Below are 22460 nucleotides of genomic sequence, written 5' to 3' on the forward strand. Positions count from 1 at the left end.
ATTATTGGTACAGGCCCTCAATAATGTCTTTGTTATTGGCGGTAATGGCCTTGCGCTTCACTTTCATGGTGGGCGTCATCTCGCCCGACTCCACGGTCCAGTGCTCGGGCAGGAGCACAATTTTCTTCACCTGCTCCCACTTGGCAAAGCTCTCATTGTACTTATGCACGAGGTCCTCGTACATCTTCACCACCTTCTCGTTTTTCACCAGCTCGGCCGGCCCGCCATCGGAGGATACGTTGTTGCGCTTGCACCAGCCTTTCAGGTCGTCGAAGGAAGGGATAACGAGGGCTGCGGCGAACTTCTGTCCGTCGCCGACCACCATGCACTGCTCGATGAGCGGCGACTCTTTCATCTTACCCTCCAACACCTGCGGGGCAATGTATTTACCGCCCGAGGTCTTGAACATCTCCTTTTTGCGGTCGGTGATTTTGAGAAACTTGCCATCCACCATCTCGCCGATGTCGCCGGTGTGGAACCAGCCGTCGGCGTCAAACTCCTTGGCCGTTAGCTCGGGCTGGTTGTAGTAGCCCTTCATTACCGATTCCGACTTGGTGAGAATTTCGCCGTCGGCGGCAATCTTGACTTCCGTGTTATCCACAATAGGGCCCACGGTGCCAATCATATTCTCTTTGGGGTCGTAGCCACCCACGGCAATTACGGGCGAGGTTTCGGTGAGGCCGTAGCCCTCCATCACGGGGATGCCGGCCGACCAGAACACCCGGGCCAGCCGGGGCTGCAGGGCCCCGCCCCCGCTCACGATGCAGCGCAGGTTGCCGCCCAGCGCCTCACGCCACTTATTGAAAATGAGCTTGTTGGCCAGCTTCAGTTGGGTGTTGTACAGGAAGCCGTGGTCCTGCTGGTTGTCGTACTTGAGGCCCAGGTTAAGGGCCCAGAAGAACATGCTTTTCTTCACGCCCTCCAGCGCGTGGCCCTTGGCCACAATCTTGTCGTACACCTTTTCGAGCAAACGGGGCACGGTGGTGAAGATTTCGGGTTTTACCTCGCGCAGGTTGTCGGCAATGGTTTCCATGCTCTCGGCGTAGTAAATGCTTACGCCGTTGATGAGGTAGAGGTGGGTAACCATGCGCTCGAAGATGTGGCAGAGCGGCAGGAAGCTCAAGGCCTTATCGTTCTGGGTTACCGGCACAAACCGCTGGGTGTTACGGCAGTTGCTGAGGATGTTATTGTGGGTGAGCATCACGCCTTTAGGCTTGCCGGTAGTACCCGAGGTGTAGATGAGCGTGAGCAGATCGTCGGGCTGCACGGCGGCTTTGAGCGGCTCCAGGTCGGCGGGGTTGCCCTTCTGGCCCATTTCCAGCAACTCGCCAAAGTAGCGCGCGCCGTCGAGCTTATCGAAGCTGAAGATGTTCTGGGTCGGAATGTCCAGGCTCTCGATGGCCTCGGTTACCTTGTCGAGCAGCTTCTGGTCGGATACCAGCACGGCCTTTACGCCGGCATCCTCGAAGATGAACTTGTAGTCTTCGGTGGTAATGGTGGGGTACATGGGTACGCTCACGGCGCCGAGCTGGGCAATAGCGAAGTCGGCAATCATCCACTCGGGCCGGTTTAGCGAAATAAGGGCCACCTTATCGTCTTTGCCGATGCCGAGCGCGCGCAGGCCCAGGCTGGCCTCGTTCACCTGCCGCACCACTTCGTCGGTGCTCATGGGTTGGTAGCGGCCGTCTATTTTGGCGGCCATGCAGTCGGCTTTATTGTACTTCTGCTGTAGTAGGGGCAGAATATCGAACGTGCGGCGGATTTCCATGGGCAACGAACTGTGCGAGGATGGGAGTGAAGGATAGAAAGGCAAGCGCAAAGTGGCAGCGCATTGGCCCCGACCAGAGTATAGGGCACCTTAAATAACTGCTTTTTTTCTGTAAACCCCAGCTATACGGGTCCAAAAACCACAGGGCGCGTGGCGGGCTTTTGCGTAGCTTTGTCCAACGCCCCTTCCGCGCCCGATGAATCTGGCTATCTTTTTCGATCCGCTGCCCGAAGAACTTGTGCCGGCCGGTGCCCCGGCTACGGTGCTGGCCGGCGCCGTTTCGGCCTTTACCGGCGGCACTTTTCCCGACTGGCGCACCGCCGACCTGGCCCTGATTGGCCTGGATGAGTGGCGCGGCAGCGCGGCCGGCGAACCGGCCGGCCACGGGGCCAACGCCGTGCGCCACCAGCTCTACCAGCTTCAGAAAGGCACCAGCCCCTGCCGCCTCGCCGACTTGGGCAACCTGCGCCCCGGCCTCACGCTGGAAGACTCCTACCAGCGCCTGCGCGAAATTATTGCTGCGCTGCTCGAACAGGGTACCGTGGCACTACTGCTGGGCGGCTCCCACGACCTCGACTACGGCCAGTTTCTGGCCTACGAAACCTTGGAGCGGGCCGTGAGCTTCGCCACCGTGGATGCCCGCGTGGATATGGCCGAGCCCGATGGGAGTGCCCCCCCCGAAGACACGCACCTGCGCCGGATGCTGCTGCACGCACCCAGCTTCCTGTTCAACTTCTCGCAGCTGGCCCACCAGCAGTACCTGGTCTCCCGACGTACTGGCGGCCCTCGAAAAGCTGCACTTCGAAACCCTGCGTGTGGGCCAGATTCGCGACGATATCCGGCAGGCCGAGCCGCTGCTGCGCCAGACCGATTTCGTCAGCTTCGACGTGACGGCCATTCGCTGGCAGGATGCGCCGGGCTACCAGCCAGCCAACCCCTTCGGCCTCACCAACGAGGAAGCCGCCAAGCTGGCCTGGTACGCCGGCTGCAACGACCAGCTCACTTCCTTCGGCCTTTACGGCTACCGCCCCGACCACGACCCGCATGGGCTGGCCGCCATGGTACAGGCCACCATGCTCTGGTATTTTGTGGAAGGCTACTACTACCGGCGCCGCGAAACCGACTTCCGCGGGCCCACTTTTGTGCGCTACGCCGCCGGCCTGCACGGCCCCGCCCGCTACACTCACCACAACGACTCGGCCGATGAGGACGGAGACGGCCCCGACCGCATCGTGTTCTACAAGTCGCGCCAGACGGACCGCTGGTGGATGGAAGTGGTGAACCTGACCGGCAACGCCCGCCGCATTGTGCCCTGCAGCTACCAGGACTACCTGCGCGCCGCCCAGGGCGACGTACCCCACCGCTGGATTATCACGCAGGCCCTGCTGGGGTAAGCCGGGAGTTCAAAATCAAAAGCAAGAAACTGAAAATGGAAAGCCGGGAAGCCGATTTTGAGCCGATTACGGGCGACGGCCGGCCGGTGGCGGAGCAGCCCTTTTATACGCGCGGGCAGCTGGCCCTGCGCAACGGACAGGACCGCGACGAAATATGGGTGGCCTTTCGGGGGCTGATTTATGATGTGAGCCGCTCGCGCCTGTGGAAGCGCGGCAACCATTATGAGCACTGGGCCGGCCAAGACCTGACGCCCGAAATGGCTGAAGCCCCCCATACCCCCAACGTTTTCGACCGATTTCCGGTAATAGGCCGGCTGGCCTAAGCCGGCCGGCTACTGCGCAACAGAACCGCGCCCTATCTGTATACCTACTGCTACCCTTTACTCCCACGCTCGATGACGACCGAAAGCCCCTCCGAATTCAACCACCTCGAAACGCTGCCCACCGCCGCGCTGCTGGCCGGCATGAACCAGCTCGACCAGACTGTACCCCAGGCCGTGGCCCGGGCTCTGCCCCAACTGGAGGCGCTGGTAGAGGCCACCGTGGCGCGGTTGGGCGCGGGCGGCCGGCTGTTCTATATCGGGGCGGGTACCAGCGGCCGGCTCGGTGTGCTCGATGCCTCGGAGTGCCCGCCCACCTTCGGCGTGCCCCACGGCGTGGTTATCGGCCTGATTGCGGGCGGCGACACGGCCATCCGCAAGGCAGTAGAAAACGCCGAGGACGACGCCCAGCAGGCCTGGCAGGATTTGCAGGCTTACGACATTACCGACAAGGACATTGTAGTAGGCATTGCCGCCTCGGGCCGCACGCCCTACGTGATTGGTGGGCTGGAGCAGGCCCGGCAGCACGGGCTCGCGACGGGCTGCATCGTGTGCAACGCCGATTCGGCGGTGGCGGCGGCGGCCGAGTTTCCGGTGGAAGTGGTAACCGGTCCCGAGTTCGTGACGGGCAGCACCCGCCTCAAGGCCGGTACCGGCCAGAAACTGGCCCTCAACATGCTCACCACGGCCACCTTCATCCGGCTGGGCCGCGTGAAGGGCAACAAAATGGTGGACATGCAGCTCAGCAACGCCAAGCTCGTGGACCGCGGCGAACGAATGCTGATGGACGAACTGGGCATGGAGCAATCCAAGGCTGCCGAGTTGCTGGAGCTACATGGCTCGGTGCGGGCGGCGCTGGCAGCGTACAGCGGGCATTAAGTTTTTAGCTATTAGCGGTTAGCTGAAAGCTGTTAGCATTTCTTTCAAACGCTTTCGTAGCTGGTAGCACCCACGAATCAGGAGGGGTAGGAAACCAGCGGGCTTTTTTTGGAGTTAGCAGGAACCGGCAGTCGTGGTCTTACATGGGCGCGGCCTGCCTTTCTTTCGACTTCCTCTGCCATGCATACCATCGAACCCCACTACGCTTGGCTGGACCACTACTCGGCCTCCGAGGATTCGCTTTCTCCGCTCCACGAAGCCGAAAACAGCCTCGATTCCTACGTCAATACCATTTACGGCTACTACATCCATCCGCAGTGGGACAGCCTGGGCTCCGAGACGCTGTTTCTGAAGATTCTGTTCGTGGATTACGAGTTGGGTGCGGCCATCATCGAGTTTATCGGCGAGTGGAACGACGCCATTGAAAACGACGTGATGGAACTCAAGCGCAACATCATCGACCTTATGACGCACGAGGGCATCCGCAAATTCATCCTCATCGGCGAGAACGTGTTCAACTTCCACGGCTCGGAAGACGATTATTACGAGGAGTGGTTCGAGGATGTGGAGGACGGCTGGATTGCGGCCGTGAACTTCCAGGAGCACGTGAGCCGCGAAATGCGCCAGTACAACATCGACTCCTACCTCAACTTCGGCGGCCAGCTCGACGACCTGCCCTGGCGCACTTACCCACCCACCAAGTTGTTCGACGTGGTAGACGGCCTGCTCCAACGCCGGCTGGGCTAATACTACAAGCACAAAAAAAGAGGCCTCCCGCGAGCGGGAGGCCTCTTTTTACATCCGGTGAAGGATGCGTCAGTAATTACTGAGCTGGAACGGTAGCAGGAGCCGTAGCAGGAGCATCCATGGCATCAGCCGAGTTCTCCATAGCGTCCGACTTAGCATCAGCCGAGTCACGTACCATGTCAGCCTTCTCTTCCATAGCGTCAGCCTTCATTTCGCCGGCCTCTTCTACGTTGTCAGCCGAGTTTTCTACTGCATCTTCAGTCTTGCTGTCGCACGAAGCGAACGAGAACGAAATAGCGGCCAGGGCGAGGAACAGTACTTTTTTCATGATGGGGGGTTGTTGGAATTTGAAAAGTCGATTTGGATAAATCAGCCCAGAAATTCTGGCTGATTTGGGTCTTTATACCCGAACTGCCGACAGGTAACCCGCAGGTTTGAAAAAAAACTATTCTTTTTTCAGTTGATGATCTAACCCGTTGATAACGTGTAGGCAGGAGTGCTTATTTTTTACGGAATACAATACCGATGGGCACGCCGGTGAAGTCGAAATGCTCGCGCATCCGGTTTTCAAGGTAGCGCGAGTAGCTCTCCTTCACGTACTGCGGCAGGTTGCAGAAGAAGGCGAATACCGGGTTGTGCGTCGGCAACTGGGTGACGTACTTGATGCGTACCAGTTTGCCCTTCTGAATGGGTGGCGGGTACTTCTCGATTTCCTTCAGCATCACCTCGTTCAGCTCCGAAGTCGGAATTTTACGCCGCTTGTTGCTGTACACCTCAATGGCCGTTTCGATGGCCTTGTGCACGCGCTGCTTGGTGAGCACCGAAGTGAAAATAACGGGCGGATACGCGATGGGCGCAATCTTCTCCATGATTTTCGCCTCGAACTCCTTGGCCGTGTTCGTTTCCTTGTTCTCGATCAGGTCCCACTTGTTCACCAGAATTACGATGCCCTTGCGGTTCTTGTCGGCCAGACCGATGATGTTCACGTCCTGCGACTCGATGCCACGGGTGGCGTCGAGCATCACCACGCACACGTCGGCTTCTTCCAGGGCCCGCAGCGAGCGAAGCACCGAATAGAATTCCACGTCTTCGTGCACCTTGGTTTTGCGGCGCAGTCCGGCCGTATCGACCAGCATGAACTCGTTGCCGAAAGCGTTGTAGCGGGCCTGGATGGAGTCGCGGGTGGTGCCGGCAATATCCGTTACGATGCTGCGGTCGGTGCCCAGCAGCAGGTTCACGAACGACGACTTGCCCACGTTGGGGCGACCCACGATGGCAATTTTCGGAATGCCCAGGTCGGGCTCCTCAATGCCTTCTTCCTGGAAGTGGCTAACCACGGCATCGAGCAAATCGCCGGTGCCCGAGCCGCTGGCCGAGGAAATGGGGTAGATTTCGCCGTCGCCCACGCCCAAGGCGTAGAACTCGCCGGCCGAGTGGATGCGCGTGTTGGTATCGGCCTTGTTGGCGACGATGTAGATGGGCTTTTTGCCCTGGTAACGGCGCAGGACGCTGGCAAACTCCTCATCGAGGCTGTGTACGCCGGCCATGGTATCTACCATAAACAGCACCACGTCGGCCTCGTCAATAGCCAGTTTTACCTGCTTGTTGATTTCGCCCTCGAAGATGTCGTCGGAGTTGTGCACGTAGCCCCCGGTGTCAATCACGGTGTAATACTTACCGATCCAGTCGCCGTAGCCGTAATGCCGGTCGCGGGTTACGCCGCTCTCGTCGTCCATGATGGCTTTACGCTCCCCGACGAGGCGGTTGAAAAGGGTCGATTTGCCCACATTGGGGCGCCCGACAATGGCAATGGTGTTCTTCATATGTCTGACTCCAGCCGCCGGCCCGACCAATTTCGGCAGTGCCCGGAGTAGTTAAGTGAGTTGTTGAGTGGTCGGAATCTTTAGTGCTTAGTTGTTGGTGCTCAGAGCTTAGTCCACTCTCGTTGTGATTGATAAGAACAGCCTAATCTCAAAGCACAACTGTCTAAGCACTGATTATTGGCTGTACCCAAAACGGTTTAGGGCTTTGGGGTCGGTGCGCCAGTTTTCGTCGACTTTGACGTAGGTTTCGAGGAAGACTTTCTTGCGGAAGAACTTCTCCATTTCCTCGCGGGCCCAGGTGCCGACCTTTTTAAGCGCCACGCCCTGCTGGCCGATGATGATGCCTTTCTGGCTGTTGCGCTCCACGTAAATCACGGCGCGGATGCGGATGATGGTTTCGTCTTCCTTGAACTCCTCGATGCCTACCTCGCAGCTGTAGGGCACTTCTTTTTTGTAGAGCTTGAATATTTTCTCCCGGATCATCTCGGCCGCAAAAAACCGCTCGGGCTTGTCGGTCAGCTCGTCTTTGGGGTAGTAAGGCGGGTGCACGGGCAGGTAGGCCAGCACCAGATCGAGCAGTTCGCCGGTGCCGAACTTTTCGAGGGCCGAAATGGGCAGTACCCGCGCCGCATTGGGCAGGTGCTCGCGCCAGTATTCCACCTTAGCCTCCACCTCCTCCTGATCGGCCTGGTCTATCTTGTTCACCAGCAACAGAATGGGCGTATCCACCATTTTGCGCAGGCGCTCGACTACCGGCTCCTCATCGTGCTTCTCGTAAATATCGGTCACGAACAGCACCACGTCGGCGTCTTCCAATGAGGAGTACACAAACGACATCATGGCGTTGTGCAACTCGTATTTGGGCTGAATGATGCCCGGCGTATCGGAATACACGAGCTGGAAGTCGTCGCCGTTGAGGATGCCCAGAATGCGGTGGCGCGTGGTCTGGGCTTTGCTGGTTACAATGCTCAGCCGCTCACCCATCAGGGCATTCATGAGCGTTGACTTACCCACGTTGGGCTTGCCGATAATGCTCACAAAGCCAGCGCGGTGTGGGGTTGGTTCGGTATTCATTTCAGTAGCTGAAATTTGGGGTGCAAAGGTAACTCTTTTCTAGGCCGTTAGCTATTAGCGGTTCGCGGTTCGCTTTTTTGTGGTCAGATTAGGGATAACCCACCAACTTTGCGGTTACATAGCCAATCAACTGCCATTAGCCAGTAGTGCTGGCAGCTCTACCTAAAAAAGCTAGCAGCTAACCGCTAATAGCTATCAGCTCAAAAAAATGTCTGCTTCCAACCAAGGCCGCATTGGCGTGCTGCTCGTCAACCTCGGCACGCCCGACTCGCCCCGCACGCCCGACGTGCGCCGCTACCTCAACGAGTTCCTGACCGATGCCCGCGTGGTCGACATGCCGGCTGCCATCCGCTACCCGCTGTTTCGGGGGCTGGTAGTGCCGTTGCGGGCGCCCAAATCGGCTAAAATCTACCAGCAGCTCTGGACTGAGCGGGGCTCGCCCCTACTCTACCACGGCCTCGATTTGCAGAAAAAGGTGCAGGAGCAACTGGGTTCCGACTACTTGGTGGCCTTCGGGATGCGCTACCAGAACCCGAGCGTCGAAAGTGCCTTGCTAGAATTGCGCGACGCGGCCGTGAGCCGGATTATCGTGCTGCCGCTGTTTCCGCAGTATGCCTCGGCCAGCACGGGCTCGGTGCAGGAAAAGGTAATGGACATCGTAAAAGACTGGTGGATAGTACCGAGCATTAGCTTCATCAGCAGCTTTGCTGACGACCCCGGCTTCATTACCTGCCTCGTGGCGCGGGGCCGCGCCGAGATGGAGGGGCATGACTACGACCACTTTGTGTTCAGCTACCACGGCATACCGGAGCGGCACATCCTCAAGGGCAGCCACAATAACTACTGCAAGCTGGGAACTTGCTGCGCCAGCTACAACAAAAACAACCGCTACTGTTACCGGGCGCAGTGCTACGCCACTTCGCGCCTGCTGGCCCAGGGCCTGGGCCTGCGCGACGACCAATATACCGTTACCTTCCAGAGCCGCCTGCAGAGCCGCCTCCGCGACCCATGGCTGCAGCCCTACACCGACGAAGTAATCAAGGAGTATCCCGCCAAAGGCATCCACAACGTGCTGGCCTTCTCCCCTGCCTTCGTGGCCGACTGCCTCGAAACCACCATTGAAGTGGGCGAAGAGTTCAAGGAGCTGTTCGAGGAAGCCGGCGGCAAGCACTGGCAGCTTGTCCCCAGCCTCAACTCCCAGCCCATGTGGGTAGAAGCCGTAGCCGGCATGGTCCGGCGGAATTAAGGCTGGTTTTCGCACAAGCAGAACGTCATTCAGAGCGAAGCGAAGAATCTCGCCGGCCACGGTAATCCTTACGTGAGGAATTACTGTGGCCGGCGAGATTCTTCGCTTCGCTCTGAATGACGTTCTGCGTTAATTCCTTCCCTCCTACTTCAGCCGGCGGCGGTGGTAGAACGTGGTAGCGTCGTAGCCGGGCTGGTTATAGAAATCGGGCTCGGTGGAAGCAGCGGGCAGGCCCAGGTTGAGGGCGCGAAGCATGGCCTGCTCGTACTCGCGGGTTATCTGGATTTCGGCATAAGGCGGGTACTGGGCCACCGACTCGTAGGTGAGCGAGGGCACGAACACGTTGTCGGCCTCCTCATCCAGCGCAGCCACGCCGATTGGCAGCAGGATGTGGTTGTCGCGCTCATTAATGCCTAGGCTGTCGTCGAGCTGCAGGTCGAGGTAGCGCACTTTGAGCGCGTCCACGTCCACAATCAGCTCGAATACCTGACCGAACTGGCGGCCATCGGCCCCGCGCACGGCCCAGCCGCGCACATCGGGGTTGTCATCGGCCACCTCAAACTCGGTCAGGTCGCGCAGGCGGCGCAGGTGCAGGCCCTGGGCGGCAGGAATAGGGTCGGAAGAGGTATCCATAGAAGAAAGCAGCGTTGAAATCAGAAAGAAGAAAACCGACGAAGCCTAGCGGCCCGTGGGTGGGACGTTGAAGGCCCGCAGCAGCTTGGTGGCTCGCTCTAAATAACTGCGCAGGGCCTGCTGGTCCTCGGGCGTGGCGGTCTGCCCGCTCAGGTCGGTGGCCTGGGCGTTGAGGCGCTGGGCTTCGTCCTGCAGCTCGGGGTAGCCCTGCTGCTGAATGGCCTGCATAAGGTTGGAGGCGGCCACCAGCCCGGGACGCAGGCGGGCGGCAGGCTCGTCGAGGCGGGCAGTGGCGCTGGTCAAATCGTCGCGGCGGGTCTGGATTTCGGGCGTGCGCAGGTCGTCGCGGTCCACCAGGCCCACCAGCGACGCCGTGAGCAGACGCAGGGCCTCGCGGCCGTAGCCGGGCCGGGCCGCGTCGCCGGCCACGAAAGCCGCCAGCACATCGGGCGTAACCGGGGCCGTAGAGGTCATATCGTTGGCTATGTCGGTATCGGGGCGGGGGCCGGTTTCGGCACCGACGAGCGTATCGGCGGGCACGAGGGGCGCTTCGGCGGGCGGCGGCGGCGGTGGGGGCGGCGTGTCGCGGGTGGCGTTTATTTCGGCCTTGAACATAAACCAGGCGCCCAGGCCCACCACGGCCAGCACTACCAGCAACAGCAGCCAGGGGCTGGGCGTGTTTTTCTTGCGTTGAATATTGATGTCGGCCATAGGGAAAGGGGTAAGTCGTGCGCTAGCCTTACGCGCTCCGGCCCGATTATGATTCGGCCGAAGCGGCGGCCAGACGCAGCGAGCCGGCGCAAGAACGCTATATTCAGCTTTTTACTTGCTTATGATTCATGCGCGCCGACCTTTTTATAACCGAACTCCGCGACCGGGGCCTGCTGACGCCCGAGCAGGCCACCGCCATCGAAACCGACGAGCAGGCCCGCCCCTTCTCACTGCACTACGAAATTCGGACGCTGCTGTACCTGGGCATTACGCTACTTAGCGGCGGGCTGGGCGTGCTCATCTACGAGCACCTCGACGACATCGGGCACGGCGTGGTGGTGGCCGTGGTGGCGCTGCTGATGGCGGCCTGTTTCGCCTACGCCGCCCGCCACCGCCAGCCCTTCAGCTGGGGCCTGGTATCCGGCACCAGCCTGCTGGCCGACTACCTGCTGTTGCTGGGCTGCCTGCTGTTTCTGGTACTTGAAGGTTATCTGCAGGCCCAGTACGAGCTGTTTGGTACCCGCTACGGCCTGGCGGTTGCCCTGCCGGCCGCACTATTCTTTTACCTGGCCTACCGCTTCGACCACCGGGGCGTGCTTTCGATGGCCATTACGGCCCTGGCCGGCTGGGTAGGCCTGATCGTGGAGCCGCTTGCCGTGTTTAAAAACGAGTTCCTGACTGGTTCGGTGAGCCGGGCGGCTATTGGGTTGGGGGCGCTGCTGCTGCTGGCCGGTTGGCTGAGCGAAATCCGCCACCGCAAGGCCCATTTCGCCTATACCTACCTGCTGCTGGGCGGCAACCTGCTGCTGGGCGCGGCTACGGCCGCCATGTTCACCGAAGTGCTGCGGCCGCTGGCGCTGCTGGTTTTGCTGATTCTGGCCGTGAGTGCGGGGCTGTTCTGGTATGGCCGGCGGGCGCACTCGCACCTGTTTCTGCTGCTGGGCGCGGCCTACGGCTACGTGGCGCTTACCTACGGGCTGGCGCAGTTGTTCTCGGCCATGGGCCTGGATACCGTCCTTACGTTGGGCCTGTACTACTTTATTGGCTCCACGGTAGCAGCAGTCTGGTTTCTCACCCACCTCAAACGCCTGGCCGGCACCGACGCCCATGAACAAGGCCTATAACCCGGTTTGGGCCCGCAACTCGGCTCTGCAGGCTGCCGCCTACCGCTGGAACCGCCGGGGCCTGCTGCCGCTGCCCCAGTTGCAGGCCATCCGCGAAGCGTACCCGCTCGACTATTACCGGCCCAACATCTACCTACGGATTCTGCTGTTTCTGCTGACGGTGCTGGGCTACGTGGCCGCGGGGGGTATCATTGCCGTGTCTGCCTACGAGCTATTGCAATCGACTTTGTCATCGAGCGATACGGCCATAATCGGGCTTATTGCTCTGCTTGCCGCTGTAGCCGGGCAGTTGGTACTACGGCAAATTATCACCTCCTCGCGCACCTACCACGCCGGCTCCGACCAAGCGCTGCTCTACCTCAGCCTGAGCTTTGCGGGCGGCGCGCTGTACTGTTTCATGCTGGTATTGCTCCCGCCCAGCGCCGATTTATTTGCGCTGACGTCCCCTTACCTGGCCCTGTGGCTGCTGCCGGTCCTAGCCCTATTGCTGTGGGCCACCGCCCGCTTCGGCGACGCGCTGGTGGCGGCCCTGGCTTATATGGTAGCGCTGTTGCTGCTGGCCAATGCGCTGCTGCAGTTCGGGGTCGGCCGGCTGATGCTGCCCTTTGCCGTAATGGCACTGGCGGCTGTGCTGTATCGGCTGGTGCGCTACCTGGCCACCCGCACCGACTACTGGTACTACCGCACCTGCTTCATTACGCTCGAAGTGCTGGCGCTGGCTACGTTTTACCTGGGCGGCAACTACCTCGTCGTGCGCGAGGACAACGCGGCCATTGGCGGGCTCCCGGTTTCCACGCAGATTCCGTTTGCGCCCGTCTTTTACGTGCTTACGGCCCTTGTCCCGCTGTTCTACCTCTATTATGGCCTGCGCCGGCACCGCCGCACATGGCTGCTCACGGGCCTGGTGGCCCTGGCGTTTTCGGGCTACACGCTGCGCTTCTACCATTCGGTGCTGCCACCGGCCGTAGCCAGCGCCCTGCTTGGTGCCTTCCTCATCGGCCTGATGGCCGCCGCCCTGCGCTACCTGCGCACGCCCCGCCACGGCCTCACCGCCGCCCCCGCCGACGATTCTGGCGGGCGGCCCGGCCTCAACCTCGAAGCCCTCATTGTGGCCCAGACTGCCCACGCTCCTCAGGCTCCCGAGCCAGGCCTGCAGTTTGGTGGCGGCCAGAGCGGCGGTGGCGGCGCACAGGGGCAGTATTGAGCTGGTAGAGGGCGACGTGCGCCAGCCGAACTGTCGCAGGTCGCACCGCTTTGCTAGCTGATTACCTCGCTTTTCCGGTACATCTTGGCCAGCTGCTCCACGGCGTAGTCCACCTCCTTCCCGGTGTTGTATTTGCTCATCGAGAAGCGGATGGTGCCGCGGGCGGGGTCGCAGCCCAAGGCGCTGAGCACGTGGGAGCCAACGTTGGCCCCGCTGGTGCAGGCTGAGCCGCCCGACACGGCCACGCGGCTGATGTCGAGGTTGAACAGCAGCATCTCGTTGAACTCAGAAGGCGGTAGGCTCACGCTTAGCACCGTGTACAGGCTCTGGCCGGCCTCGGCCGAAGTTCCGTTGAACTCCACGCCGTCTATTTCGGCCCGCAGCTTCGCAATGAACCGGTCTTTAAGACCCTGAATATGGCGCTGGTGGTCGGCCATGTCGCGGTAGGCTATTTCCAGCGCTTTGGCCAGGCCCACGATGCCGTACACGTTTTCGGTGCCGGCACGCTGGTTGCGCTCCTGAGAGCCGCCCTGAATCAGCGCGTCCACTGCCTGGCCCGCGCGGCGGTACAGAAAGCCCACTCCTTTCGGGCCGTGGAATTTGTGGGCCGAGCCCACCAGAAAATCCACCGGCAGCTGCTGCACATCGTGCCGGTAGTGGCCCATCGTCTGCACCGTATCGGTGTGGAATACGGCCTGGTGACGGGCGCAGATTTCGCCGATGCCAGCCAAATCGTTGAGGTTGCCGATTTCGTTGTTGGCGTGCATCAGACTCACGAACGTGCGCGGGTTGTCCTCCAACAATTTCTCCAAATGGCCCAGATCGAAACGACCGTTTGCATCGTGGCGCAGGTAGCTCAGCTGCAGCTCGCCGCTTTTTTCCAGCGCCTGCATGGTGTGCAGCACCGCGTGGTGCTCCATTTTCGAAGTGATGCCATGCTTCAACCCCAGCGGGCGCACCGTTCCGAAGGCGGCGTAGTTGTCGGCCTCGGTGCCACCCGAGGTAAAGATAATTTCGGCCGGGGAGGCATTGATGAGGTGCGCAACCGTTTTGCGGGCGTTTTCGATGGCGGCGCGCACCTGCCGGCCGGGGCCGTGGATGCTGCTGGGGTTGCCGTAGTGGGTTTGCAGAAACGGCAGCATGGCGTCCAGCACTTCGGGGTCCAGCGGGGTAGTGGCGGCGTTATCGAAATACACGTTCATGGGCGAGACATAAAGGCAATGAAAACCAGCCAGAAAGGCCGGCCAGCCGAAGTCAGCCGCAAAAATAGCGGATTCGCGGCGGCTACCGAAAGGTATGGCCCAGCGCCCGGCCCAAAACCCCAGGCAACCGGGCACAAAAAACCGGCCGGCAGCCAGCCCTATTGGGTTGGTGCGGCCGGTTTTATTTTAGCCGCGCCGCTAGGCAGCAGGTTAGTGACTGATAATCTCCTTGATGTCGCTAATGATTTTATTGGCCAGATGGTCGGCCGTGGCGTTAGACTCCGACTCGGCGTAGATGCGGATAATCGGCTCGGTGTTCGACTTGCGCAGGTGCACCCACTCCTTGTCGAACTCGATTTTCACGCCGTCGATGGTATTTACCGGCTGGTTGGCATAACGCTGCTCCATCTGGCTCAGCACTCGGTCGGTATCAATTTCGGGGGTCAGCTCAATCTTGTTCTTCGAGATGAAATAGTTGGGATATGAGGCCCGCAGTCGGGTCATAGGCAATCCAAATTTAGCCAGATGACTCAAAAACAGCGCAATGCCCACCAACGAATCACGGCCGTAGTGCAGCTCGGGGTAGATGATGCCGCCGTTGCCCTCGCCGCCGATAACGGCCTGGGTTTCCTTCATTTTGTTCACCACGTTCACCTCGCCCACGGCCGAAGCCGCGTACTGGCCGCCGTGCTTCTCGGTCACGTCGCGCAGGGCGCGGGTGCTGCTCAGGTTGCTCACGGTGTTGCCGCCGCCCAGCTGGCCCAGCACGTAATCGGCCACTGCTACCAGCGTGTACTCCTCGCCAAACATGCTGCCGTCCTCGTTCACCAGCGCCAGCCGGTCTACATCGGGGTCCACTACAATACCCAGGTCAAACGAGCCTTTTTCCATTAGCCGGGCGATGTCGCGCAGGTTTTCGGGTAATGGCTCGGGGTTGTGAGCGAAGTCGCCGGTGGGCTCGCAGAACAGCTTCTCGATGGTCGTTACGCCCAGCTGCTCCAGCAGCATCGGCACGGCAAAGCCCCCGCAGGAGTTCACCGCATCCACCACTACCCGGAAGTTTTTGGCCTGAATGGCGGCCTTGTCAACCAGCGGCAGGGCCAGAATGGCGTCGATATGGGTTTGCAGAAACGTGTCGTCGGTTGCGTAGGTGCCCAGTTTAGTAACGGGCGCAAAGTCGAAGGCCTCCGAGTCGCCCAGCGCCAGGACATGCTGGCCATCAGCTTCCGAAATAAACTCGCCTTTGTCGTTAAGCAGCTTCAGCGCGTTCCACTGCTTGGGGTTGTGCGAGGCCGTGAGGATAATGCCGCCGCCAGCTTTTTTGGCGGGCACAGCCATTTCCACAGTCGGCGTCGTGCTCAGGCCCAAATCAATAACGTGGATGCCCAGGCCCTGCAGCGTGGCCGCTACCAGCCGGCTTACCATGTCGCCCGAGAGACGGGCGTCGCGGCCGATAACGATGGTATTGTTCTGCGTCTGCTGGAGCACCCAGGTGCCAAAGGCCGCCGCGTACTTCACAACGTCGATGGGCGTGAGGCCCTCGCCAGCCGCGCCGCCGATAGTGCCTCGTATGCCGGAAATAGATTTGATAAGAGCCACAGAAAGTGCTGCTGAAGGTAGAAGGGGCAAAATGGCCCGTAAGCGGCCGCAAAAGTAACCAGACGCCGCTGCTTTCCCTACGTAAGTGGTGGCCTTACCGGACGGACTTGCTTCCGCCACAGCCGGCCCAAGCCCGCTCGTTTGTATATTTGGCCTGATGCAAAACCCCACCCCCGACCACCGAACTGAACAGTTGGCCGCTTTTGGCCGCCTGCTCGACGTGCTCGACCGCCTGCGCGCCGAGTGTCCCTGGGACCGGAAACAAACCCTCAAAAGCCTGCGCCACCTCACTATTGAGGAAACGTATGAGCTCAGCGACGCCATCGTTCGCAACGATTTACCCGATCTGAAAAAGGAGCTCGGCGACGTGATGCTGCACTTGCTGTTCTACTCTAAAATTGCCAGCGAGCAGGGCGCCTTCGATATTGCCGACGTGCTCAATGCCCAGTGCGAAAAGCTCATCTTCCGCCACCCCCACATCTACGGCGATGTGCAGGCCGAAACCGAGGAAGAGGTAAAACGAAACTGGGAACAGCTGAAGTTGCGCGAGAAAGGCAACACTTCGGTGCTGGGCGGCGTACCTGCTTCTCTGCCTGCCCTTATCAAAGCCATGCGCATCCAGGAAAAGGCCCGCGGTGCGGGGTTCGACTGGGAGCAACCTGAGCAAGTGTGGCAGAAAGTGCAGGAAGAGCTGGCCGAATTCGGGGCAGAGTTTGCCGACGATACTGCCCCCGCCGATGCTGCCCGCAGCGAACGGGCCGCCGCCGAGTTCGGCGACCTGCTGTTCTCGCTCATTAATTTCGCCCGCCACGCCGGCATCAACCCTGAGGAAGCGCTGGAACGTACCAACCGAAAATTCATTCAGCGTTTTCAGTATCTTGAAACGCAATCGGCACGCGAAGGCCATCAATTGGCCGACCTAACACTGGCGCAGATGGACGTGTATTGGGAGGAAGCGAAGCGGTTGACAGGCCGGCAAAGCGTCTAATTTTTTAGGACAAACTGCTTTTTTTTGCGGATTATGTCGGTTTAGCGCGTTTAAACCCGATTTTCTTTTGGTAGCAGTCAGCTTTTTTAAGTAGGTTTGCCAAGGCTAACCTCGCTTTCTCATCCATTTCGCCGCCAAAGTCGTTGTCTGTTTCTTTCTGAACGGGCAGTAATCGTAACGTAACTAAATGGGCAGGGCAGCAGGCAGTCCACCCACTTTTTTTACCATTTTTCAACAGCACCTCAACCTTTCACCAACAACCCCTAATTCTCCGGACCAATGGAACAAAAGAATGCTATGAATAAGCCCGCGGCCCGGCCTGCCGCTGCCGCTACGCCAAAAGGCGACTCCCGAGGCAGTGGTTCGTCCGCATTTGCCATCATTGCCATCATCGCGGCGTTCATCGTAAGCGTTGTAGTCTACGTTTTCATATTTGGTAACGGTAGCCACTTCCAGGGCGGCGATAACGCCAACAACCCGATTCCAGGCGACTACTTTGGTGTAGTGTACAAAGGTGGCCCGGTAGTACCAGTGTTGCTGACCATGTTCCTGCTGGTAATTATCTTCTCGATTGAGCGGGCTCTGACGCTAAGCCGTGCTAAAGGTTCGAAGAGCATTGAGTCGTTCGTGCGTACCATCCGCCAGAAGCTGAATGTAAACGACATCACCGGTGCCATTGCTGCCTGCGACCAGCAGAAAGGCTCGGTAGCCAACGTAGTACGCGCCGGCCTGGTGAAGTACCAGGAGATGTCGCGTGACCGTTACCTGGAGAAAGACCAGAAAGTACTGGCTATCCAGAAGGAAATCGAGGAATCGACGGCCCTGGAGTTGCCTATGCTGGAGAAAAACCTCGTTATCATCTCGACCCTGGCTTCTATCGCCACGCTGGTAGGTCTGATTGGTACAGTACTGGGTATGATCAAGGCCTTCTCGGCACTGGCCCAGGGTGGTGCTCCCGACGCAGTAGGACTTGCCAACGGTATCTCGGAAGCCCTCATCAACACGGCCCTCGGTATTACTGGTTCGGCCCTGGCTATCGTAGCCTACAACTTCTTCACCAGCAAAATTGACGAGCTGACTTACAGCATCGACGAGGCTGGTTTCAGCATCATTCAGACCTTCTCGGCCCAGCACGGCGCTACCGACCACGCGGCTCCGGTTACTACAACCACCGTTTAGTTTTAGCGCCTTTGTGCACTAAAACCGTGAGTTGTTCGTTTCTGAATCACGCGTTTAATTCCTCCAGCAATGCCTAAAGTAAAGCCTCATAGAACCTCCCCGTCGCTCGATATGACGCCGATGGTGGACTTGGCCTTCCTGCTGGTGACTTTCTTCATGCTCACCACCAAGTTTGCCCCGGAAGAGGCCGTGGTGGTGGACACGCCTTCCTCTACTTCCGAAATTCGTCTGCCCGAGTCGCACGTGCTCACCGTAGCCATTGACAAGGACAAGCGCATCTTCTTTGGCGTCGGCGACGACGAAATTAAAGATGAGTTGCTTAAGCAGATGGGAGCCAAGTATGGCATCAGCTTCACACCCGCTCAGACAAAGGCTTTCCGTGGGGCCGGCGCCAGCTTTGGCACGCCTATCGAAAAGCTTCCTGCTTTGCTGAGCCTCGACCCTGAGCAGCGGAAAGAGGTTACCCAGGACGGTATTCCGGCCGACTCGCTGAACAACCAGCTGATTGAATGGGTAATTGCTGCCCGCTCGCTTAGCCAGAAGCAGTTCAACACGGCTCCCTATATCGCCATTAAGGGCGACGGGCAGGCTGATGTGCCGACAGTGAAGAAAGTCATCAAACTGATGCAGGAGAAGAACATTAACCGGTTCAATCTCATTACCGACCTCGAAACCAAACCGGTGGCCGGTAAATAATCCGCACAGAAACTATGGCAGAAATCCCACAAAGTGGCGGCGGCGGCGGAAAAGGCGGCAAGAAGCGGGCGAAGAAAATGTCGACCAAAATCGACATGACCCCGATGGTTGACCTGGCCTTTTTGCTGCTGACCTTCTTCATGCTGACGACCACGTTCAGCAAGCCCACCGTCATGGAAATCAACATGCCGGTGAAGCCCAAGAACCCTGAGGAGCAGTCGGAGATTAAGGCGTCCAATGCCTTTACCGTCCTGCTCAGCTCCGATAATAAGATTTACTACTACGACGGCCTACTTAGCGGCGACGTTAAGCCAGAGTTGAAGGAATCGAGCTACGGAGCCGATGGCATCCGGAAAGAATTGCTCTCTCGCCATACCAACCCCAACCTAGTGGTGTTGATTAAGCCGGCCGACGACTCGAACTACAAAAACATGGTCGATATCCTCGACGAAATGAACATCACCGACCAGAAAAAGTACGCGTTGGTGGACATTTCGAAGGCTGATACCGAACTGATTAAATCTTCTGGATTATGATGGACAACACGCAGTTGGCCAATGCCTCCCTCGACGATATCGTCTTCGAGGGGCGCAATAAGGCCTACGGGGCTTACATAATCCGGCGGGTGTACGGCAAGCACGTAACCCGGGCCGTCCTGATTTCCGTGGCCATTGTGGCTCTTCTGATTGCTTTCCCGCTTGTAGCGCGGATGCTGAAGAAGGACGAAGTGGTAGTGGAGGACAAGATGCTCAAGGTGAACGAGCTGATGGAAGCGCCCCCGCTGGATAAGAACGTCCCGCCACCCCCACCGCCCCCGCCACCGGAGGCGCCACCACCACCACCACCCAAGCTCTCCACCATCAAGTTCACCCCGCCCGTCGTGAAAAAGGACGAGGAGGTGCGCAAGGAAGAAATTCCGGACCAGGAAGAGCTCAAGGAGAAAACGGTGGCCGCTGTAACGATAAAGGGCAACACCGATAACCCTGCCGACCTGAAAGGGCTGGAGCCCGGTGAGGGCACCAAGGCAGTGGAGACGGTAGTTGAAACCAAGCCGTACACTTACGTAGAGCAGATGCCGGTATTCCCTGGCGGACAGGAAGCGCTACTGGCATACATTGGCAAGAACACCAAGTACCCGGCTATGGCCCTGCGCAATCAGGTAGAAGGCCGCGTATTCGTTAAGTTCGTAGTAGGTCCTGATGGGTCTGTTTCGAACGTAGAGGTGCAGAAAGGCATTGGAGCCGGTTGCGACGAAGAGGCTACGCGGGTTGTAAAAAGCCTGCCGCGCTTTACGCCAGGCAGGCAGAACGGCCGGGCAGTATCGGTTTACTACACCGTACCGATTACCTTCTCGATCAAGTAAATCTGGCTGACCGCTTGCGGTAAGCAACTTTTCAAACCCCGAACCGGACACCCGTCTGGTTCGGGGTTTTTGCTTTCGCGGCTATACCCGACCAGGCCGGTAAACATCTGTTCCGAAAAATATAGTAGGCGTGCATACTACCAGGCGAGCAGGAGGCGTTTACTACCTGAAAGCCAGCGCATGGGAGGTAGTGGATGGTAGGTGTGGCTTGGGAAGTTTAACGCGTTTTGTTCACTTAACCCTTATACGCCATGACGACCAACGCTCCTATTTCGCTACCCTCCCTCGACGACATGGTGTTTGAGGGGCGCAACAAAGCCTATGGTGCCTACGCGCTACGCCAGCTCTATGGCCGCCACCTCTTCCGGGCTGTAGCACTGGCCGTGGCCCTGGCGGCCCTGCTTATTGCCTTGCCTATTGGTGTCAGCTACCTCTGGCCGGCGGTGGTCGTGGTGCCGCCCATTGTGCCAGCCGGTCTGGTAATCGATATTCTGCCACCACCTACTATCGAGCAGCCGCCGGTAGTAACGCCACCAGCTGCCTCGCAAGCCACCATTACGCTCCGTACTGAACTCAGCGAAAACCTGCCCCCGACAGTAGTTGACGACCCGCAGATACAGAAGCCCCAACAGCCCGATGTAGCCGCCCCTGACATAAACGGGCCGGTGGCGCTGGGCAACATCAACCGTGACGGTACTGGTGGCTTTGCTGATAAGGCCGGCCCCGGCGCGCCGGGCAACGACTCAGCTGCTAACTCGGCGGCTCCGGCCGTTACCAAGCCCTTTGTTTCGGTGGAGGTGATGCCCGAGTTTGCCGGCGGCCAGGCAGCGCTGGCCAAGTATCTGCAGCGCAACCTGCACTACCCCACCCCGGCCCTAAAGGCGGGCGTTGGCGGCCGGGTGTATATTGCTTTCACCGTGAACACCGACGGCTCCATTACCGATGTGGAAGTGCTTAAGGGTTTAGGATATGGCACCGATGAGGAAGCCAGCCGGGTTATCCGGCAGATGCCCGCCTGGAAACCAGGCTACCAGAACAACCGGGCAGTTCCGGTGCGCTACAACCTGCCCATTACGTTTACTTACCAATAACTCTGGCAACCGGCTGATACCAGCCAGTAACACTGCCTTTTTCGCCGTCGGCACCCAACTGGTAAAATAACCGGTTGGGTGCGACGTTTCTGCCTACCGGGGTACAACGGCAACAGGCAGCCGAACAAAAAGCTTCTATTTTTACGTTTGCTCTCTATCCGGATCTTCTTGCTTTGCCTCACTTGATTAATATGTCCAACCTGCCGCACACCCACGAACGCCTGGACCGCCCCAGCCAGTCGCCCGGCCTGATACGCTACTTTACCCTGTTTATGGCCGTACTGTACATGGCTCTGGGCATAAGCTTGTGGCTGGTGCCAGCCGGTATGCTCCGGCTCGACGAAACCGCCCGCCAATTGCTGGCCGGTGTCTTCGTATTTTACGGAATCATTAGATTTGTTCGCACCTACCAACAGTACTTCAAAAAGAACCGGCATGAAGCATAGCATTCTCACGGGCCTGACGGCTGGTTTGCTCGGGGCCCTGGGCCTGGCAGGCTGCAACGAGGGCAACAAGTCGTCGGCCGCTATCGACACGCCAACCAGCGGTACTATCAGCATTGGGGTGGATGAGACGTTTGCCCCCATCATCAAGTCGGAGGTCGATACCTTCCAGAAGCTGTACCCGGGCGCCCGTATACAGGCTATTTACCAGCCCGAGCGCGACGTGATGCAGGCTTTCCTGGACGACAGCGTGCGGCTGGCCGTAGTATCTCGCCAACTGACCGAAGCAGAGCAAGCCCGCTTCAAAAGTATTCAAATAGTGCCCCGCGCCATCCGTATCGGAGTTGATGGAGTCGCCATTATCCTGCACCCCAGCAACCCCGATTCACTGCTGACGACGGCTCAGTTGCGCGGTATTTTTACGGGCCAGCTTACGCAGTGGAACCAGCTTAGCCCCGGCAACAAAAAGGGCGAGATTACGGCCGTTTTCGACAATAATAACTCCAGCACCGCCCGCTTCGTGCAGGATTCCATCACGCGCGGCACGGCACTGGCTAAGGGTATTTTTGCCTCCGAGTCGAACCCGGCCCTGCTGGATTACGTTGCAAGTCATCCGAATGCCATTGGCGTAATTGGCGTAAACTGGATTTCGGACCGCGACGACAAGGGGGTTCAAAAGTTACTTGGACGCGTGCGCGTAGCGGGCATCAGTGCCAAAGCCAGCAACAATACCCCCGACGACTACGTGCAGCCTTACCAGGCGTATCTGGCCCAAAAAACGTATCCGCTTCGGCGCGAGCTGTATATTATCAGCCGCGAGGCCCGGGCCGGTCTTGGCACCGGTTTTGCATCGTTTGTGGCAGGCAACAAGGGCCAGCTCATCATGCTTAAGTCCGGTTTGATGCCCGCCACCGGCCAAGTTCGTATCATTGACGTGAAATCGAACTGATTTTTTTCCTTACCCCACACCAAACCT

General features: G+C 59.1%; 23 protein-coding genes and 1 pseudogene. 16 read left to right on the top strand and 8 right to left on the bottom strand.

Annotated features, from left to right (window positions below):
- Position 1: 1 nt before the first annotated feature.
- On the bottom strand, positions 2-1768 hold the full coding sequence (locus D0N36_RS05230; protein ID WP_116940362.1) for an AMP-dependent synthetase/ligase: 1767 nt from the start codon (positions 1766-1768) through the stop codon (positions 2-4).
- Positions 1769-1964: 196 nt separating this feature from the next.
- Here D0N36_RS05230 and D0N36_RS19500 point away from each other — a divergent pair.
- From D0N36_RS19500 to D0N36_RS05250, 5 genes and pseudogenes are all read left to right on the top strand, one after another.
- Positions 1965-2399 (top strand): annotated as a pseudogene (locus D0N36_RS19500) (arginase family protein); the annotation flags it as partial.
- Positions 2400-2430: 31 nt separating this feature from the next.
- Complete coding sequence (locus tag D0N36_RS19505) at positions 2431-3162, top strand: arginase family protein (RefSeq protein WP_242478814.1); 732 nt, start codon at positions 2431-2433, stop codon at positions 3160-3162.
- 35 nt (positions 3163-3197) lie between these two features.
- Complete coding sequence (locus tag D0N36_RS05240; protein WP_317191434.1) at positions 3198-3485, top strand: cytochrome b5 domain-containing protein; 288 nt, start codon at positions 3198-3200, stop codon at positions 3483-3485.
- 72 nt (positions 3486-3557) lie between these two features.
- A complete protein-coding gene (gene murQ / locus D0N36_RS05245; RefSeq protein WP_116940363.1) occupies positions 3558-4361 on the top strand; it encodes an N-acetylmuramic acid 6-phosphate etherase in 804 nt (267 codons plus the stop codon).
- Between the two features lie 180 nt (positions 4362-4541).
- A complete protein-coding gene (locus D0N36_RS05250; RefSeq protein WP_116940364.1) occupies positions 4542-5108 on the top strand; it encodes a hypothetical protein in 567 nt (188 codons plus the stop codon).
- A 76-nt stretch (positions 5109-5184) separates the two neighbouring features.
- Here D0N36_RS05250 and D0N36_RS05255 read toward each other — a convergent pair whose 3' ends face one another.
- The 3 genes from D0N36_RS05255 to era all read right to left on the bottom strand — a co-directional run bounded on the left by D0N36_RS05255 (position 5185) and on the right by era (position 8005).
- Positions 5185-5436 carry a hypothetical protein gene (locus D0N36_RS05255; protein WP_116940365.1) on the bottom strand — a complete coding sequence of 84 codons (252 nt, stop codon included), beginning with the start codon at positions 5434-5436 and terminating at the stop codon, positions 5185-5187.
- Between the two features lie 172 nt (positions 5437-5608).
- On the bottom strand, positions 5609-6931 hold the full coding sequence (gene der, locus D0N36_RS05260; protein ID WP_116940366.1) for a ribosome biogenesis GTPase Der: 1323 nt from the start codon (positions 6929-6931) through the stop codon (positions 5609-5611).
- A 174-nt stretch (positions 6932-7105) separates the two neighbouring features.
- On the bottom strand, positions 7106-8005 hold the full coding sequence (gene era / locus D0N36_RS05265; protein WP_116940367.1) for a GTPase Era: 900 nt from the start codon (positions 8003-8005) through the stop codon (positions 7106-7108).
- Positions 8006-8213: 208 nt separating this feature from the next.
- On the opposite strand from era, the gene hemH reads away from it, so the two are divergent.
- Positions 8214-9251 (top strand): ferrochelatase, encoded by a 1038-nt coding sequence (gene hemH, locus D0N36_RS05270; protein ID WP_116940368.1) that lies wholly within the window; start codon positions 8214-8216, stop codon positions 9249-9251.
- Between the two features lie 144 nt (positions 9252-9395).
- Here the strand turns inward: hemH and D0N36_RS05275 are convergent, their stop codons facing one another.
- Both D0N36_RS05275 and D0N36_RS05280 read right to left on the bottom strand, forming a co-directional pair.
- Positions 9396-9884 carry a PRC-barrel domain-containing protein gene (locus D0N36_RS05275; protein WP_116940369.1) on the bottom strand — a complete coding sequence of 163 codons (489 nt, stop codon included), beginning with the start codon at positions 9882-9884 and terminating at the stop codon, positions 9396-9398.
- 45 nt (positions 9885-9929) lie between these two features.
- The gene (locus D0N36_RS05280) at positions 9930-10595 is read right to left on the bottom strand and encodes a hypothetical protein (RefSeq protein WP_116940370.1); all 666 of its coding nucleotides are present in this window, start codon (positions 10593-10595) and stop codon (positions 9930-9932) included.
- Positions 10596-10723: 128 nt separating this feature from the next.
- Here D0N36_RS05280 and D0N36_RS05285 point away from each other — a divergent pair, with 128 nt between their 5' ends.
- Entirely contained in the window at positions 10724-11719 is a 996-nt protein-coding gene (locus D0N36_RS05285; RefSeq protein ID WP_116940371.1) for a DUF2157 domain-containing protein, read from the top strand.
- Positions 11703-12923: a hypothetical protein gene (locus D0N36_RS05290; RefSeq protein ID WP_116940372.1), complete on the top strand. Its 1221-nt coding sequence runs from the start codon at positions 11703-11705 to the stop codon at positions 12921-12923. The genes D0N36_RS05285 and D0N36_RS05290 overlap by 17 nt, the downstream gene beginning before the upstream one ends.
- Before the next feature lie 53 nt (positions 12924-12976).
- On the opposite strand, the gene D0N36_RS05295 is transcribed toward D0N36_RS05290, so the two are convergent.
- Positions 12977-14125, bottom strand: a complete 1149-nt coding sequence (locus D0N36_RS05295) for a cysteine desulfurase family protein (protein WP_116940444.1) — start codon at positions 14123-14125, stop codon at positions 12977-12979.
- A gap of 210 nt (positions 14126-14335) precedes the next feature.
- On the bottom strand, positions 14336-15724 hold the full coding sequence (glmM, locus tag D0N36_RS05300) for a phosphoglucosamine mutase (RefSeq protein WP_116940373.1): 1389 nt from the start codon (positions 15722-15724) through the stop codon (positions 14336-14338).
- 157 nt (positions 15725-15881) lie between these two features.
- Between glmM and mazG the strand changes: the two genes are divergently transcribed.
- The 8 genes from mazG to D0N36_RS05340 all read left to right on the top strand — a co-directional run bounded on the left by mazG (position 15882) and on the right by D0N36_RS05340 (position 22433).
- The gene (mazG, locus tag D0N36_RS05305; RefSeq protein WP_116940374.1) at positions 15882-16712 is read left to right on the top strand and encodes a nucleoside triphosphate pyrophosphohydrolase; all 831 of its coding nucleotides are present in this window, start codon (positions 15882-15884) and stop codon (positions 16710-16712) included.
- Between the two features lie 297 nt (positions 16713-17009).
- Positions 17010-17891: a MotA/TolQ/ExbB proton channel family protein gene (locus D0N36_RS05310; protein WP_116940445.1), complete on the top strand. Its 882-nt coding sequence runs from the start codon at positions 17010-17012 to the stop codon at positions 17889-17891.
- Between the two features lie 69 nt (positions 17892-17960).
- On the top strand, positions 17961-18587 hold the full coding sequence (locus D0N36_RS05315; RefSeq protein WP_116940375.1) for an ExbD/TolR family protein: 627 nt from the start codon (positions 17961-17963) through the stop codon (positions 18585-18587).
- Positions 18588-18601: 14 nt separating this feature from the next.
- Positions 18602-19123 carry an ExbD/TolR family protein gene (locus tag D0N36_RS05320; RefSeq protein ID WP_116940376.1) on the top strand — a complete coding sequence of 174 codons (522 nt, stop codon included), beginning with the start codon at positions 18602-18604 and terminating at the stop codon, positions 19121-19123.
- Positions 19120-19950 (top strand): energy transducer TonB, encoded by an 831-nt coding sequence (locus D0N36_RS05325; protein WP_242478810.1) that lies wholly within the window; start codon positions 19120-19122, stop codon positions 19948-19950. The genes D0N36_RS05320 and D0N36_RS05325 overlap by 4 nt, the downstream gene beginning before the upstream one ends.
- A 251-nt stretch (positions 19951-20201) precedes the next feature.
- Positions 20202-21041: an energy transducer TonB gene (locus tag D0N36_RS05330; protein WP_116940378.1), complete on the top strand. Its 840-nt coding sequence runs from the start codon at positions 20202-20204 to the stop codon at positions 21039-21041.
- A gap of 74 nt (positions 21042-21115) precedes the next feature.
- Entirely contained in the window at positions 21116-21487 is a 372-nt protein-coding gene (locus D0N36_RS05335) for a hypothetical protein (protein ID WP_207190719.1), read from the top strand.
- Positions 21477-22433, top strand: coding sequence for a PstS family phosphate ABC transporter substrate-binding protein (locus D0N36_RS05340; RefSeq protein WP_116940380.1), 957 nt, complete (start codon positions 21477-21479; stop codon positions 22431-22433). The genes D0N36_RS05335 and D0N36_RS05340 overlap by 11 nt, the downstream gene beginning before the upstream one ends.
- The last annotated feature ends 27 nt before the right edge of the window (positions 22434-22460 follow it).

The sequence above is a fragment of the Hymenobacter lapidiphilus genome (assembly GCF_003417065.2).
In the GTDB taxonomy this organism is placed as follows: Bacteria; Bacteroidota; Bacteroidia; order Cytophagales; family Hymenobacteraceae; genus Hymenobacter.